This is a genomic window from Pontibacter oryzae (assembly GCF_003576375.1).
Classification (GTDB): domain Bacteria; phylum Bacteroidota; class Bacteroidia; order Cytophagales; family Hymenobacteraceae; genus Pontibacter; species Pontibacter oryzae.
Genome location: NZ_QWGE01000002.1, coordinates 306,089 through 320,963 on the forward strand (window position 1 = coordinate 306,089; position 14,875 = coordinate 320,963).

General features: G+C 49.9%; 12 protein-coding genes. 5 read left to right on the forward strand and 7 right to left on the reverse strand.

Annotated elements, in window-relative coordinates:
• Nucleotides 1-39 precede the first annotated feature (39 nt).
• Nucleotides 40-2,808 carry a leucine--tRNA ligase gene (gene leuS / locus D1627_RS06160; protein ID WP_119431359.1) on the reverse strand — a complete coding sequence of 923 codons (2,769 nt, stop codon included), beginning with the start codon at nt 2,806-2,808 and terminating at the stop codon, nt 40-42.
• Between the two features lie 267 nt (nt 2,809-3,075).
• Here leuS and D1627_RS06165 point away from each other — a divergent pair, with 267 nt between their 5' ends.
• Both D1627_RS06165 and D1627_RS06170 read left to right on the forward strand, forming a co-directional pair.
• Nucleotides 3,076-3,747 carry a DsbA family protein gene (locus tag D1627_RS06165; protein ID WP_119431360.1) on the forward strand — a complete coding sequence of 224 codons (672 nt, stop codon included), beginning with the start codon at nt 3,076-3,078 and terminating at the stop codon, nt 3,745-3,747.
• 41 nt (nt 3,748-3,788) lie between these two features.
• A complete protein-coding gene (locus tag D1627_RS06170; RefSeq protein WP_119431361.1) occupies nt 3,789-4,514 on the forward strand; it encodes a DUF1003 domain-containing protein in 726 nt (241 codons plus the stop codon).
• A 16-nt stretch (nt 4,515-4,530) separates the two neighbouring features.
• Here the strand turns inward: D1627_RS06170 and D1627_RS06175 are convergent, their stop codons facing one another.
• Nucleotides 4,531-5,256, reverse strand: coding sequence for a DUF3291 domain-containing protein (locus tag D1627_RS06175; protein ID WP_119431362.1), 726 nt, complete (start codon nt 5,254-5,256; stop codon nt 4,531-4,533).
• A gap of 109 nt (nt 5,257-5,365) precedes the next feature.
• A complete protein-coding gene (locus D1627_RS06180; protein ID WP_119431363.1) occupies nt 5,366-5,866 on the reverse strand; it encodes a pyridoxamine 5'-phosphate oxidase family protein in 501 nt (166 codons plus the stop codon).
• A gap of 143 nt (nt 5,867-6,009) precedes the next feature.
• On the opposite strand from D1627_RS06180, the gene D1627_RS06185 reads away from it, so the two are divergent.
• Nucleotides 6,010-6,594 (forward strand): acyl carrier protein phosphodiesterase, encoded by a 585-nt coding sequence (locus D1627_RS06185; RefSeq protein ID WP_119431364.1) that lies wholly within the window; start codon nt 6,010-6,012, stop codon nt 6,592-6,594.
• A 136-nt stretch (nt 6,595-6,730) separates the two neighbouring features.
• Here the strand turns inward: D1627_RS06185 and D1627_RS06190 are convergent, their stop codons facing one another.
• The 4 genes from D1627_RS06190 to D1627_RS06205 all read right to left on the reverse strand — a co-directional run bounded on the left by D1627_RS06190 (nt 6,731) and on the right by D1627_RS06205 (nt 12,323).
• Nucleotides 6,731-7,243 (reverse strand): FKBP-type peptidyl-prolyl cis-trans isomerase, encoded by a 513-nt coding sequence (locus tag D1627_RS06190; protein ID WP_119431365.1) that lies wholly within the window; start codon nt 7,241-7,243, stop codon nt 6,731-6,733.
• Nucleotides 7,244-7,323: 80 nt separating this feature from the next.
• Nucleotides 7,324-9,267 (reverse strand): AAA domain-containing protein, encoded by a 1,944-nt coding sequence (locus D1627_RS06195; RefSeq protein WP_119431366.1) that lies wholly within the window; start codon nt 9,265-9,267, stop codon nt 7,324-7,326.
• A gap of 164 nt (nt 9,268-9,431) precedes the next feature.
• A complete protein-coding gene (locus tag D1627_RS06200) occupies nt 9,432-10,001 on the reverse strand; it encodes a hypothetical protein (RefSeq protein WP_119431367.1) in 570 nt (189 codons plus the stop codon).
• 60 nt (nt 10,002-10,061) lie between these two features.
• The gene (locus D1627_RS06205; RefSeq protein ID WP_119431368.1) at nt 10,062-12,323 is read right to left on the reverse strand and encodes an efflux RND transporter permease subunit; all 2,262 of its coding nucleotides are present in this window, start codon (nt 12,321-12,323) and stop codon (nt 10,062-10,064) included.
• A gap of 268 nt (nt 12,324-12,591) precedes the next feature.
• Here D1627_RS06205 and D1627_RS06210 point away from each other — a divergent pair, with 268 nt between their 5' ends.
• Both D1627_RS06210 and D1627_RS06215 read left to right on the forward strand, forming a co-directional pair.
• Nucleotides 12,592-13,386, forward strand: coding sequence for a thymidylate synthase (locus D1627_RS06210; protein ID WP_119431369.1), 795 nt, complete (start codon nt 12,592-12,594; stop codon nt 13,384-13,386).
• 27 nt (nt 13,387-13,413) lie between these two features.
• Nucleotides 13,414-14,850 carry an amidohydrolase family protein gene (locus D1627_RS06215; RefSeq protein WP_119431370.1) on the forward strand — a complete coding sequence of 479 codons (1,437 nt, stop codon included), beginning with the start codon at nt 13,414-13,416 and terminating at the stop codon, nt 14,848-14,850.
• Nucleotides 14,851-14,875: the final 25 nt, after the last annotated feature.

A 14,875-nucleotide genomic window follows, 5' to 3' on the forward strand; every position in this document is an offset into this window, starting at 1 on the left:
GTTTATAAAGTTGTTAGTTGGTAAAAAAATGGGGATTCTTTATACTACCACATTGATTATTTTGTTCGGCACGATAATGATTTTCTTGGGAGATTTTCCTTCGAAAAATTTAGTTACCTGCTCCTCGGCAAGTACGGCCTTTTCAATCTCCTCGCGCGGCACATCCAACGCAAATGTTAGCTTGGCCCGCATTTTTCCGTTTACAGATACCGGGTACTCAAACGTGTTCTCCACCAGGTACTTTTCCTCAAACTTAGGAAAAGTAGCGTAGCTGATGCTTTCCTGATGACCCAATTGCTGCCAAAGTTCTTCGGTAATGTGTGGCGCGTATGGCGACAGTATTACCGTAAGCGGCTCTAGGATAGCGCGTTTGTAGCACTTCAGTTGGCTCAGCTCATTCACGCAGATCATAAAGGTAGAAACGGAGGTGTTGAACGAGAAACGCTCAATATCTTCCTCCACCTTCCTGATCGTTTTGTGCAACGACTTCAGTTCTTCGGCTGTTGGAGCCTCGTCGGTTACCTGCAGGTTGCCGTCCTTGTCGAAGAACAGCTTCCAGTACTTCTTCAGGAACTTGTGGACACCGTCCATGCCGTTGGTGTTCCAGGGCTTAAACTGCTCCAGCGGGCCCAGGAACATTTCATACATGCGCAGCGTGTCAGCTCCCTGGCGCTCCACAATGTCGTCGGGATTAACCACGTTATACTTGGATTTCGACATCTTCTCGATCTCTACGCCGCAGATGTATTTGCCATCCTCAAGTATAAACTCGGCGTCAGTATTCTCCGGTCGCCAGTTCTTGAAGGCTTCCAGATCCAGCACGTCATTGTCTACGATGTTTACGTCTACGTGCAGCTGTGATGTCTCGTACTGGTCTTTCAGGCCAAAGGAAACATACTTGTTGGTGCCGTTGATGCGGTACACAAAGTTAGAACGTCCCTGGATCATGCCCTGGTTGATGAGCTTTTTAAACGGTTCCTGCTCCACCACAAGCCCTAAGTCGAACATGAACTTGTTCCAGAAGCGGGAATAGAGTAGGTGGCCGGTAGCGTGCTCAGAGCCACCGATGTATAGATCTACGTTGCGCCAGTATTTTACGATGTCCTCGTCGGCGAACGCGCTGTCGTTTTGCGGGTCCATGTAGCGGTACCAGTACCAGCTGCTGCCGGCCCAGCCCGGCATGGTGCTTAGCTCATACTCATGCTCATTTTCATACTTCCAGTCCACGGCGCGGCCCAATGGCGGCTCGCCGGTTTCGGTTGGCAGGTACTGGTCAATCTTAGGCAGCTCCAGCGGTAGCTCTTCTTCTTTGATCAGGTGCGGCACGCCATCCTTGAAGTATACCGGCACGGGCTCGCCCCAGTAGCGCTGGCGGCTGAACACGGCATCGCGCATGCGGAATTGCGTGCGGCCTTTGCCCACGCCAAGTTCCTCGGCTTTGGCAATACCTGCTTTGATAGCTTCTTTAACCTCCAGCCCGTTCAGGAAACCGGAGTTAATGATCTTACCTTCTTTGCCTGCATAGGCTTCTTCCTCGATGTTACCGCCTTCCACCACTTGCTTTATCGGCAGGTTAAAGTGCTTGGCAAAAGCATAATCGCGGCTATCATGGCCCGGCACAGCCATAACGGCACCTGTACCGTAGCCAGCCAGTACGTAATCCGCAATCCATATCTGTACCTTGTCACCTGAGATCGGGTTGATAGCATAAGCGCCGGTAAACACGCCGCTCACGGTTTTTACGTCGGTCATGCGCTCGCGCTCCGAACGGTTTTTGGCCACGGTAACGTAAGCATCCACGGCTTCGCGTTGCTCCTGCGTCGTAATCTGTGCTACCAACTCGTGCTCTGGAGCCAGCACCACAAACGATGCCCCGAAAATCGTATCGATACGGGTGGTAAATACTTTGATCTTATCGTCAGCGCCTTCTACGATAAAGTCAAGCTCGGCACCCACGGACTTTCCGATCCAGTTGCGTTGCATTTCCTTGATCGGTTCTGGCCAGTCGATATCCTCCAAACCTTGTAGTAAACGCTCGGCATAAGCTGTGATGCGCATCATCCACTGGCGCATTTTCTTGCGTTCAACAGGGTAGCCGCCGCGCTCCGATACGCCGCCCACTACCTCGTCGTTGGCAAGTACTGTTCCCATGGCAGGGCACCAGTTTACCACGGCCTCGGCCACATAGGTCAGTCTATACTTTAGCAACACTTCCGACTGCTGCTGCTCGTTCATGGCTTGCCACTCAGCGGCTGTAAAGGCTGGCGTTTCCTCATCACAGGCAGCATTTACCTGGGCATTTCCGTTTTGCTCAAACTCCTCGATCAGGGATGCAATCGGTTCTGCCTTATCCGAAGTATAATTATAGTAGCTGTTAAACAGCTGCATGAAGATCCACTGGGTCCATTTGTAATAATTTGGCTCAGAGGTGCGGATCTCGCGCTCCCAGTCAAAAGAGAAGCCGATATTCTTCAGCTGCTCCACATAGCGCTTAATGTTCTGCTCGGTGGTAATTGCCGGGTGCTGACCTGTTTGGATGGCGTACTGTTCTGCTGGCAAACCGAAAGCGTCGAAGCCCATGGGGTGCAGCACGTTAAAGCCTTTCAGGCGCTTGTAGCGGCTCACAATGTCAGAGGCGATATAACCAAGCGGGTGACCCACATGCAGTCCGGCGCCGGATGGGTACGGGAACATATCCAGGGCGTAATACTTTGGTTTATCACTGGTTGCGGTGGCTTTAAATGTCTGGTTTTCTTCCCAGTACTGCTGCCACTTTTTCTCTATCTGCTTAAAATTATACTCTGACATGCTCTATAAATCTGTTCGCTTACTTCTGGTTGAACTGCTAAGATAATTGTTAATTGTGAATTGTGGGATTGTTGGCAGGCTAAATTGTTTAATTGCTACCTAGTTGATTGGCTAAGAACGTAAGATAATAGGAAGAGGCAACACGAGGGGTCGATACCGGATTCAGGTTTGGTATAAGGTTACCTAATGGTGATATCATCTAGCGTGCACCTCTTGAATTAGCAATTAACAATGCAGTAATTTATCAATAAAACCTACCTTTGCGCCATGGAACAGAAGAAACACGACCTACTCGATATAATCCATCTGATTTATGTGATGGACCCGATGTGCTCCTGGTGTTATGCTTTTGCCCCGGTGGTAAAGCAACTGGTAGCCGAGCAGAAAGATAAGATGCAGTTTAAGCTGGTAATGGGCGGCCTGCGCCCGGGTACCGAACGGCCACTGGAAGACCAAATGAAAGCCAGTATCCGGCACCACTGGCAGGACGTGGAGAAAATAACCGGACAGCCGTTTGATTATACTTTCTTTGACCGTGACGGCTTTATATATGATACCGAGCCTGGCTGCCGCGCTGTAGTAAGTATGCGTTACCTGAAACCTGAAGCTGAGCTAGAGATGGCAGAGGCAGTGCAACAGGCATTTTATGCCAATAATACCGATGTTACCAAGCCGGAGGTGCTGGCTAGCATTGCCACGCAGTTTGGGGTAACGGAAGATGCTTTTCTGGAGAAGTATAATTCCGACGACATGAAGGAGAAAACACAGCAGGACTTCACAATCGCAAAGCACTTGCAGGCTACGGCCTTCCCGAGTTTATATATCCTGAATGGTACAAACATACACCTGATTAGCCGCGGTTACCGCCCTTACGATGGCATGAAAGCACACTTAGACCGCGTGCTGCAGCAACTCTCCCCAGACCAAAACCCTTTATAAGATTTGCCAAGTATAAGGAAGCAACCTGCTAATTTATACTTATGAAGCGCCACCGGGAGCCTTTTGGTTTTTGCCAGATCACTAAAAAGCATTTGCCGCTGCATTTGCTGGTGCCCGGTAAGGCCATTCGCCAGAAGGTAGTAGACCTGATCAAAGTTGATTTTCCGGATTTTGACCTGGAGAAGTATGTGGCCCTGGATGTGCTGGCTAAATACCGCAGGTTATACCTGGAGCAGCTGCTGCGGCAGGAACTCGGCGAGCTAACGGAGCTGGAAGAGGAGGTGGTGAAAAGTATAAACCAGCAGGAATTGCTCTCCAGCAACGTGGAGGAGGAGCTGGAAGAAGACATTAGCCTAGGCAACCGCATGGCCGACCACATAGCCAGCTTTGGTGGCAGCTGGACCTTTATAAGCATCTTTTTCTCTTTCCTGATGATCTGGATCGTAATTAACGTGTTTTGGCTGGCATCGCGGCCCTTCGACCCATACCCGTTTATACTTCTGAATTTGATATTATCTTGCCTAGCCGCTATTCAGGCACCTATTATCATGATGAGCCAGAACCGGCAGGAGACCAAAGACCGGCTGCGCTCTGAGCACGATTACAAAATCAACCTGAAAGCTGAGCTGGAGATAAGGCTGCTGCACGAAAAGCTCGACCACCTGCTTATGCACCAGAATCAGCATTTAGTGGAAATACAGCAAATGCAACTTGACCTGCTGGAGGATATTATGCAGCAGGTCAAGGCCAAGAAAAACCATTCCTGAGAAGCTGTAGTTCAGGTTAAAGTATACTAGCCGTTGGGTCAGCACCGTTCCAGGTGCCTTCGCTGGCCACAGGCTTAAAACGGGCAAAGAGCTCTTCGCTGTACCAGTTCTCTGATCGGGTGCGCCGCATTACCTCCTGGTGCAAGGGGCTTTTATACGCAAAATTTTTCATCGCCTCCACTGACTCCCAAACGCTAAATGTTGCCTGCCTAATAAACGGCAACTCACCAAGGCCAATAGAGCATATCAGACCCTCAGCATTTTCCAGCGCCTTGCTCGTGCTGGGCACAAAACGCCAAAAGCCAGGCAAAGCACGCCAGTTTATACTTGCACGCGTTAGCACCGCAATGGGGCCGGAAGTATGCTTTTCAGGTAAGGTTGGGTTAAATGGCTCTTGCCCATCCCATTGCCCATGTTGCTGGTAAGGGTATAGTTTGATCGTCCAGGTTTCGTGGGTGTGTTGCCGGTATTCCTGCATGAGGGCGGAGTTTTGCAGAAAAGCATCGGCGTCAGCTTCTGTTTGCCAGGTGCACATGAGGCCGTAGCGCATAAAGTTCGGTTTTATACTAAAGCCTTTGCCGTGTCCGCTGCCCAAAAGCTTAAAGAACAACAAACCGGGTACTTTCTCTAGCTTAGGCCCTGAAGTACCCATCTGTGCCAGTCCCCAGCGCCAATGCCCCTTGCGTATGCCAAATAGGGTAAGGGTAGTTAATCGGGGAGAGGTAGATGCTAGTGGTGGCATTGGATACGCTGAAATCAAAGATTTATGTAGGTTAAACGCAAAGCAGGAGGCGCTTCAACAAGAAGCGCCTCCTGCTTTGCAATTACAGTAAAATAATTTAAGCCTGATACTACAGGTTGATTTTCTTGTTTTCGCCGCCCTCGGCAGGCTCTCCGGTTATAGCGGCCTTCACCATACCGTATAAAACAACCATGGTATTATTCGGTGTATCCCAGTACTCCGCTTTCTGAATTGTAACCTTTATCAGGCCGATATTTTTATCCTCTTTGCCATCCGGGAACCATGCTTTCATATCAGAGCTCCAAAGCTCGTTAATTTTGTGCTGGTCACGAACTACCTGAGCCTTACCCGAAATAGAAACGTAAAGGTTGTCGTCTGGGTCGGCATAGCTTAGGTTTACATGGGAGTCGTGCTGAATCTCGTGCGTTTTACCTGACTCGTAGCCAGTAAAGAACCACAGTTCGCCGTCGGGTTTGCTTTGCTGCGTTTTCATGGGGCGGCTGCGCAAGGTGCCATCGTCATCTACGGTGGTCATCATGGCAATCTTAACATCTTTGATTTTATGTATCAGCTTCTCTAAGTTCTCCTGTGTAGTTGGGTTATTGTTCATAGCTTTATATCTTGTTTGTGTTAGATTACGGGCCTGCATGGCTTAGGGTTCATACTTCTGGTGAAGGCAACCCAGGCCCGGAAACACCGCTAAAACAATAGGCACAGCAGCATGTTTATACTTTCTACCTTTGTTAAAAATACGTGAACTACCTGGCCCACATCTACTTGTCTGGCTCCGATGAACAACTTTTAGTAGGCAATTTTATAGCTGATGCCGTTAAAGGCAAACAAGTTGAGTTATACCCGACTGGCATCGCCAAGGGCATCCGTTTGCACCGGCTCATTGATACGTATACCGATACGCATCCAGTAGTGGCTGAAACTAAAGCCCGGCTGCGCCCGAAGTATAAAAAGTTTGCACCGGTTATAGCAGATATGTACTATGATCATTTTCTGGCCAGAAATTTCAGTAAGTATGCCGGCATGCCTCTAACAGCATTTGTGCAACAGGCATACGCTACCATTCAACAGCAATATGATGTTCTGCCACCGCGCATGCAGCAGCTATTCCCCTACATGCAACGCCAGAATTGGCTGGAGTCATATGCCGAATTTCATGGTTTGGCACAGGCTTTCGAGGGCATGAGCCGCCGTGCAGCTTTTACGTCTGGTATGGAAACAGCTGGTGACGAGCTAAAGGCACGCTATACTTTTTACCAGGCGGACTTTGATGCTTTCTTTCCAGACCTTGAAGGTTATGTAGCTAAAGCGCTTATCCGGCTTTGATGTAGGGTTTTTAAAATAGGCCTGCGGAATATGCAGACTTGAAAGCCCAAACCCCTAAAACTATAGGGGCCTACAATATAAACGGGCAGCACAGGTTATACCCTGGCTGCCCGTTCTATACATTGGTTTATAAATCTTAGTGGTGATGACCGCCGGCACCATGCACATGGCCATGGTCAATTTCTTCAGGGGTAGCATCACGAACTTCTTCAACTTTACCTTTAAAGTATAACTCCTTGCCTGAAAGCGGGTGGTTAAAGTCCATCTTCACGATCTCATCTGTTACCTCGATAACGCGGCCCTGAAGCTGGTTGCCTTCACTGTCCGTCATCGGGATGTAGTTACCGATCTCGAGCAAATCTGCTGGTACGGCGCCTTCAATTTCGAAAGATTGCTTTGGCAGGTCCACTACCGCGTTTTCATCGTAGCCACCGTAACCTCCTTCAGCATCCAGTTTAAAGTCGAAAGTATCGCCAGTGCTAAGGTCACCAAGTTGCTGCTCAAACTGCTCGGGCAAGCCGCTCATGCCGTAGATAAAAGCCATTGGTTGTTCTTTATCTGCCGTCTCAATCAGGTTTGGCTCTCCGTTTTCGTCCAGTATGCGCAACTCGTAAGTAAGTGTTACTACTTTGTTTTTTTCAATTTTCATCTGCTCTGTTTAAAATTTCAAAGGTTGAAGTTAAAAAATATACCACAGAACTCTAGCCTTTGTTCCAGATTTCTACTTGGCTAGCCCATCAGTTCCTGTAGTTCCCAAGCGCTGCGGTAAGCATTTATACTTTCTACGTAATTCAGGAACGAAGCGTAGAAAGGGTGTTGGCTAAGGGTGGCGCTGTCGCCGACTATCACCAGTTTCTTTTTGGCCCGTGTCATGGCTACGTTCATGCGGCGCATATCCGCCAGAAAGCCAATCTCGCCCTGCTCGTTGCTGCGCGTCATGCTGATGTAAATGATGTCGCGCTCCTGCCCCTGAAAACTGTCTACGGTGCCCACCGATAGGTGGCGCTGCAGGCGCAGTTCGTGCAACAGCGGCATATGCTCAACCTTATCCTCCAGGTAATTGATCTGGGCACGGTAGGGGGCTATCACGCCAATACGCAGGTGCTCCACTTCCTCATCACCAGAAGTATAGTCTTTGAGTAAATGGGCCAGGTGGTTTAGTAGCAGCTTGGCTTCGTCGGGGTTTGCCGAGCTGCTGCTTTCAGGCGTCTCCACCTCGTTGTAGCCGCAGCCGGCCGTATCCACGAACTCAACCGCCAAGCCTGGGGCAAAGTGCGAATTAAATGCGTGCAGGTCGCTGCTATGCACGCTTTCGTGGGCCTCCAGCTCGCCGTTGTAAAACTGCTGGTTAGAGAACTGCATAATGTGGTGGTGCATGCGGTACTGGGTTTTCAGCATCACGGAAACGTTGGGCTGTCGCTCGATGCATTTCTCAAACAAAGTTCTGCTCAGGCCTTTTTGCTCTGCCGCAAACGACTTTACGGTTGGCGGAAGCTGGCAATGGTCGCCGGCCAGCACCACGCGCTTTGTTCTGGAGATGGGAATCCAGCAGGCTGGTTCCAGCGCCTGTGCCGCCTCGTCAATAAACACGGTGTCATACTCCAGGTGGCGAATGGATTTGTTAGCTGCGCCCACCAGCGTACAGGTAATTACCTGCACGTTGTTTAGGAGGTCCTCGGTTATGTACTCTTCAATCCGGTCGGCTTCTTCCAGCAGGCGTTTGCTTTCCAGTTTGAAAAGCTGGCGTTGTGCCCGCTCCTCATGCCCGAACTTGCGCTTGAACTGGAAGGCCATGCGGCGGTATTCCTCGGCGCTCTTACGGTACTCTTTCAGGTTTTTGTACGAGCGGTGCGCCATGATTTGGGCATCCAAAGTATGCTCCAACAGCACATCCGATACCCTGGACGGGTTACCAATCCGGATCACGTTCACGCCCTCGTTTGCCAATTTCTCGGTGAGCAGGTCCACGGCTGTGTTGGAGGGGGCCGTTACCAACAGCCTTTGCTGCGACTCCAAGGTTTTAAGTATGGCCTGCACCAACGTAGTGGTCTTGCCTGTGCCCGGAGGGCCATGTATAATCGCCACATCCTTTGCCTGCACAATCTTGCGCACCGCCTCGTTCTGCGAGGGGTTTAGCGCCGGGATGTCGTGCATGGTGGCATCCGTAAACTGTGCGGGCACATCGCCAAGTATAATATCGCGCAGCTCCGCCAGCCTGGATTTGTAGGCTTCAATCACCTTCTTCATGGCAATCTCCATCTCGCGGTAACTCATCTCGTCGAAGGTGAGGTCCACGCCCAGGCGGCCTTCTTCCACCCAGTCGGGGAGGTCTTCCTTGTTGGTGGCCAGGAGCACTTTATTGCGTTTCAGGCCCACAATCACGCCGTTCAGACTTTGCCGTTCGCCGCCGTTGCTGAACAGCGAGGCAGCCTTGCCCACCTGGAACAGATGCAACTGATCGCGGTCTTTGGTACGCTCCAACTCTACCACAACCTTGTTGCCGAAGCCCAGCTCTTCCTTGTTTATCGTGACAGGGTACCAGCAGAAACCCATGGCCTTGCGCTCGGCAATGGTGCTCTTCAGGCTTTTGATTTTATATTGCTGGCGATCTTCTTCCTGTTCAATTTTTAGCAGTTCCTGTACCTGCTTCAGTTCAAATAGTATTTCGCTCATGTATGTAAAAAAGAAAGGCTGGTCGTGTTGCCCCAGCCTTTGTCGTTGATGTATGTTTTAAAGGTAGAAAACTTGTATAACTGCTTTATCAGCCACAGCGCGTTGCATAAAGTATAACAGCATTTCGGCTGCTGATAATTCAACTATTGTGAAAGCACACTAAACTATACTTTCTTTTTCTTGCGGACTTTGGCTTTAGCATTGCTCAGGCGCACCTGCAGAAAAACGGCATACAGCAATAGTATGAAGCAGGTTACACCAAGTATAGATATTACCTTGTCTTTACCATACTTTATCTCATAAGTCGCCTGCAACTGGCTTTCCAGGTCTTTAATAGCGCGCTCGCGCTTTTTGAGTGTTGTCTGCAGTACTTTTACCTCGCCTTTCAGGCTGCTGATCTGGTTCTCAAAATTGCGCTGGTCTACAATGGTTAGCTTACTGGCGCGGTTGTTTTCTACGGTGCTGGTGGCAATCTGCCGGATGCTTTGCTCTTTTACAGCCCCGATTAGCTCAGAATCCTTGTTGATGATCTTTCGGAGCGTTTCGATAATGTTGATCAGGTCTTTTTTAGACTGCGTGCCCCAGAAGCTGCTGGTCTGCTGTTTGTAGTACTGATACTCTAAAACCAACTGCTCGCGCTCACTCATCAGCCGCGATAATTTGTCTTCTTCCTGCGCCTGTGCCCCTGCAAACCACAGGCATAGCAGCGCCATCACCAATATTCTCTTCTTCATCGCTCGTGTTACTGTTTCTGTAATTTACACGCAAATATGGTCATCCTTATTGGATTAGGCCTAATTTTTTTTAGGATGCTTGTAGAAGAGAAGCACTAGCACGGGCAGCAGAAACAGGTCGGCCACCACGGCAAAAACCAGCGTAAGGCTCACAAACAGGCCCACATAATACGTGGCATCAAAAGTGGAGAGCACCAGCGTCATAAAACCAGCCACCAGGATGCAGGATGTGATAATTATTGCCTTGCCCGCCGAGATAAAGCTGCGCTTAATAGCATACGGCAGCGATTTGCCCGATACCAGTTCCAGCTTAAGCTTACTCAGGAAGTGAATGGTGTCGTCTACGGCGATACCGAAGGCAATGGTGAAGATGATGGAAACCGAAACGGTCATGTTGATGCCCATAAAGCCCATCAGGCCCCCGATCATGAGCAGCGGAATGATGTTCGGGATAAGGGAGATTACAACCATGCGCAGCGAGCGGAAGATCAACCCTACGATCACGGCAATCACGGCAAAGGCAATTAACAGGCCCTGCATCATGTTACTGGTTACGTAAGCGTTGTTCTTGTCCATCAGCAGCGCGCTGCCAGTAAAGTGTGTCTTTAGCAGCGTAGGGTTTATGTTCTGGCTGATATAGCTTTCTAAGGAGTCGTTGAGGATAGTTGCCTGCGCGCTGCCGATGTCTTTCATCTTACCGGTGAGCCTGCCTTCCGAGGCATTGGCGGTTACAAGGCTGCGCAGCTCGCTCCGGTTCTTGTAAGCCTGCAGGCGGCGCTTTATACTTTGCAACTGGCGCGTGTTTTCCGGGAGACTGTAGTACTCTTGCAGGCCGCCATTTTGCGCCCGGTTAAGGGTTTTAACCACAGTGGCAGGCGAGGAGATGAAATTTAGCCCGTAAGTTCCGTAAAGGTATTCCTCAATTTTGCTGATTTCCTCAAGCACCTCCAGGTCATACATGGTGTGGCCATCAGCCGCTATCAGGTGCATCTCGAAAGGCCGAACACCAGAGAATTTTTGCTCGAAGTAATTAAAATCCTGAATGATCGGGTCGTCATCGCCCAGGTCTTCCAGTAACGTCGTATCTACCTTTATCTGGCTAATGCCCAGCAAGCTGATGAGTATGACGGCAGCGCTGCTGGCAAGTATGGCTTTCGGGTGCACAAGCACATAACGCAGCATGGTGCGCAGCAGGATGGGCCACGATAGGCTTACACGGCGGGCACGCACAGGGTTAGGCTTTTTGATGAGTAGCAAAATGGCCGGTAATACCGTGAAGGCAAGTATAAAAGCCAGCCCAATGGAAATAGCGGTATACAGCCCGAAATTACGGATGGGCACGATGGCCGTGGTGAGCAGTGTAAGAAAGCCTACTGCCGTGGTAAATGAAGTAAGAAGCGTAGCCATACCCACCTCTTTTAAAGTGATTTTAAGGGCCGGCAGCTTTTCCATACCGTTGCCAATCTCGGTAACATACCGCGACATGATGTGTATCACATCCGACATGCCAACCACAAACATAATGGTAGGAAGCAGCACCGTCATTAAATCAATTGGTTTGTTAAAAAGGCCCATCACACCCATGCCCCAAACCACGGAGAGCAGCACTACCACCAGTGGCACCAGCACGCCCCAGGCCGTCCGGAAGGTTATCCAAAGGAAGAAAATAACCAGCACAATAGAGGCCGACATGAAAATAGCCAGCTCTATTTTCATCTTCTCCACAAAAACCGATTGCGCCAGCGCCTTGCCCGCCACATGATGTTCCTTTAAATCGAGTTGCTCCAGTTTTTGGTTTAAGGCTGTGATTAGTGTATCACTGGCTTCTTTGCTGAGGTTGTCGGTGGTTTGCACGAACAACGAAATAGCGGTGGCATCTTCAGAAAACAGTGTGCCAATCAGTTCCCGGGATGAGTAAATATTTATTGAATCCTGGGTATAGCGCTCAGGCTCTGAAGTATGCAGATAAGGGATCTCGAAATAGCCGAACTGCTCGATAACCGGGCTTTTAACGGTAGTAGGAGAGAGCACCGACTCCACGTGTGGCTGGCGCATCATAAAACTGCTCAGGCTGTCAACCTTTGTCAGAAAATTTTTCTGAAATATACTTTTGCCCTGGTTGTCGAGCCCGATCAGAATATAGTCGTTGTCGTTTCCGAATTTTTCGCGGTAATCAAAATAATAGGCAAGGTCAGGATCGCCTTTCGGGAAAAAATTGTCGAAGTTATAGTCAAAACGTAGCTGGGAAGCAAAGTATATGCTCACAGCGGAAAGTATGGCCACCAGTAGCAGCACGAGGTAACTTAGTTTGCGGTAGTTCAAGAGAATTCTATACTTATGAATGCATTGTTTTCCAGACGCAAAAGTAACTCCTATACTTTGTTTTTGTTCGCCGGGAGCCAAGTATACTTTGCGGCAGCGGCAGTAAATGTCTTTTACGTTGAAAGGCCTAACTGCTTCGGTTTGAAATCGCTGTGTCAGGCTGAAGCACCTGCCTGTTATACTTACTGCCCTGGTTGGGCTAAAAACTCAATTCCGAAGTAACGCAGAATATGTATCTTTAAGCTTCTACTCACGATTTATACTTACCATGAAGCAATATTTAGATTTGATGCAGCACATCCTGGATAAGGGTGTGAAGAAGGAAGACCGCACCGGCACGGGCACACTCAGCATTTTCGGGCACCAGATGCGCTTTAACCTGACCGATGGCTTCCCGTTAGTTACGACAAAAAAGGTACACCTGAAATCGATCATACACGAGCTGCTCTGGTTCCTGAAAGGCGACACGAATATTTCATACTTAAAAGAGAACGGTGTTTCTATCTGGGATGAATGGGCAGATGCGCAAGGCAACCTTGGCCCGGTTTATGGCTCGCAATGGCGCAGCTGGCCCACACCCGACGGCCGCCACATCGATCAGATCTCGCAGGTAGTTAACCAACTCAAAAACAACCCCGACTCGCGCCGCATCATTGTAAGCGCCTGGAACGTGGCCGAGATCGAAAACATGAAGCTGCCGCCTTGCCATGCTTTTTACCAGTTTTACGTGGCCGAGGGCAAGCTGAGCTGCCAGCTTTATCAACGCTCCGCGGATGTTTTTCTGGGTGTGCCTTTTAACATCGCCTCGTATGCGCTGCTGGTACTGATGATGGCGCAGGTGACAGGCCTGGAGCCGGGTGAGTTTATCTGGACGGGCGGCGACACGCATTTATACTTAAACCACCTAGAGCAGGCGCAAAAGCAGCTGCAGCGCGAGCCGCGCGCATTGCCGCAAATGAAGCTGAACCCCGACGTGAAGGATATCTTTGGCTTTACGTTCGAGGATTTTGAATTGGTAAACTACGACCCGCACCCAGGTATAAAAGCGCCAGTGGCCGTGTAAGTATACCTGTATTTCTAAACCGAAATCATGCTGAAAATATCATCTTCTTTAAAGGCTTGTATAGCCGCGCTGGCCCTTTGCTATGCCACTACGGCTGCCCATGCACAAACCTTCTCTCCGCAGGTGCGCGAGTACATTACCATGCAAGCAAATGTTATCGCCCTCACAGATGCCAAAGTGATTGACGGAACGGGCAAGCCAGCCAAACAGCATCAAACGGTTATACTTCGCGAGGGTAAAATAGAGCAGGTTGGGGATGCGAAGAAGGTGAAAGTGCCAAAAGATGCCACGGTTATTAACTGCGCCGGCAAAACGCTTATTCCTGGCTTGGTGATGGTGCACGAGCATTTATATTATACCATCCCGATGGATAATTTCTTTAACGTAGCTCAAATGCCGGGCACGTTCACAAAGTTATACCTGGCAGCCGGGGCCACTACCATTCGTACCGCCGGAAGCATTGAGCCGCAAACAGACCTTGCACTGAAACAGCTGATCGCGGAAGGCAAGTTTATCGGCCCGGACATGGATATTACAGCGCCATACATTGAGCGCAAGGCCTACGACATTCCGGCCCTGAACACGGTTAGCAGCACCAAAGACGCCGCCGAAACCGTAAACTTCTGGGCCGACAGAGGCTGTACATCCTTCAAAATGTATATGCACGCTACGAAGGATGACCTGAAGGCTGTTGTCCGCGAAGCCCATCAGCGCAACCTGAAAGTTACCGGCCACTTGTGTTCCATTACTTACCGCGAGGCAGCCGAGCTTGGGATAGATAACCTGGAGCACGGGTTTATGGCCAGCACTGATTTTGTTGCCGGTAAACAGGAAAACGACTGCCCGGACGGAGCCCGCCAATCGCTGATGAAGCTAGACGTGAACAGCCCGAAAATGAAAGAACTGCAGCAGTTCCTAATAAGTAAAGGCGTGGCGGTGACATCTACTCTGCCTGTATTTGAGCCTTATACCAACCGTGAGGCCATTTTAGGAGGTGGCGAAGCAGCACTGCTGCCCGAAGTTAGGGAATCGGTGGTGAGCAAATGGAAAGCGGCACAAGGGAAAGATTCTGCCAGCGTTGCGCTGTTCACTAAAGAGCTGGCCTGGGAAAAGCAGTTCCACGATGCAGGCGGGCTGCTGATTGCAGGCACCGACCCGACAGGCGCAGGCCGTACCATCGCCGGCTATTCCAACCACCGGCAGGTTGAGTTGCTGGTAGAAGGAGGTTTTAGCCTGCCCGAGGCGATCAAGATCAGTACCTTAAACGGTGCTGTATACTTGGGCAGGGAGAATGAGATCGGTACGATTGAAAAAGGAAAGAAAGCCGACCTGGTGCTCATCGATGGTGACCTGGAAAAGGACGTAAGGCAGATTCGCAAAACCGAAACAGTTTTTAAGAACGGTGTTGGTTTTGATTCTCAGAAAATCTTCAACTCCGTAAAAGGGAAAGTTGGCCTGAACTAAGGCGTTGGTAAAGTACCAGAACATT

Coding starts and splice junctions, on each gene's coding strand:
- leuS (WP_119431359.1), bottom strand. CDS start 2,808: ATGTCAGAGTATAATTTTAAGCAGATAGAGAAAAAGTGGCAGCAGTAC.
- D1627_RS06165 (WP_119431360.1), top strand. CDS start 3,076: ATGGAACAGAAGAAACACGACCTACTCGATATAATCCATCTGATTTAT.
- D1627_RS06170 (WP_119431361.1), top strand. CDS start 3,789: ATGAAGCGCCACCGGGAGCCTTTTGGTTTTTGCCAGATCACTAAAAAG.
- D1627_RS06175 (WP_119431362.1), bottom strand. CDS start 5,256: ATGCCACCACTAGCATCTACCTCTCCCCGATTAACTACCCTTACCCTA.
- D1627_RS06180 (WP_119431363.1), bottom strand. CDS start 5,866: ATGAACAATAACCCAACTACACAGGAGAACTTAGAGAAGCTGATACAT.
- D1627_RS06190 (WP_119431365.1), bottom strand. CDS start 7,243: ATGAAAATTGAAAAAAACAAAGTAGTAACACTTACTTACGAGTTGCGC.
- D1627_RS06195 (WP_119431366.1), bottom strand. CDS start 9,267: ATGAGCGAAATACTATTTGAACTGAAGCAGGTACAGGAACTGCTAAAA.
- D1627_RS06200 (WP_119431367.1), bottom strand. CDS start 10,001: ATGAAGAAGAGAATATTGGTGATGGCGCTGCTATGCCTGTGGTTTGCA.
- D1627_RS06210 (WP_119431369.1), top strand. CDS start 12,592: ATGAAGCAATATTTAGATTTGATGCAGCACATCCTGGATAAGGGTGTG.
- D1627_RS06215 (WP_119431370.1), top strand. CDS start 13,414: ATGCTGAAAATATCATCTTCTTTAAAGGCTTGTATAGCCGCGCTGGCC.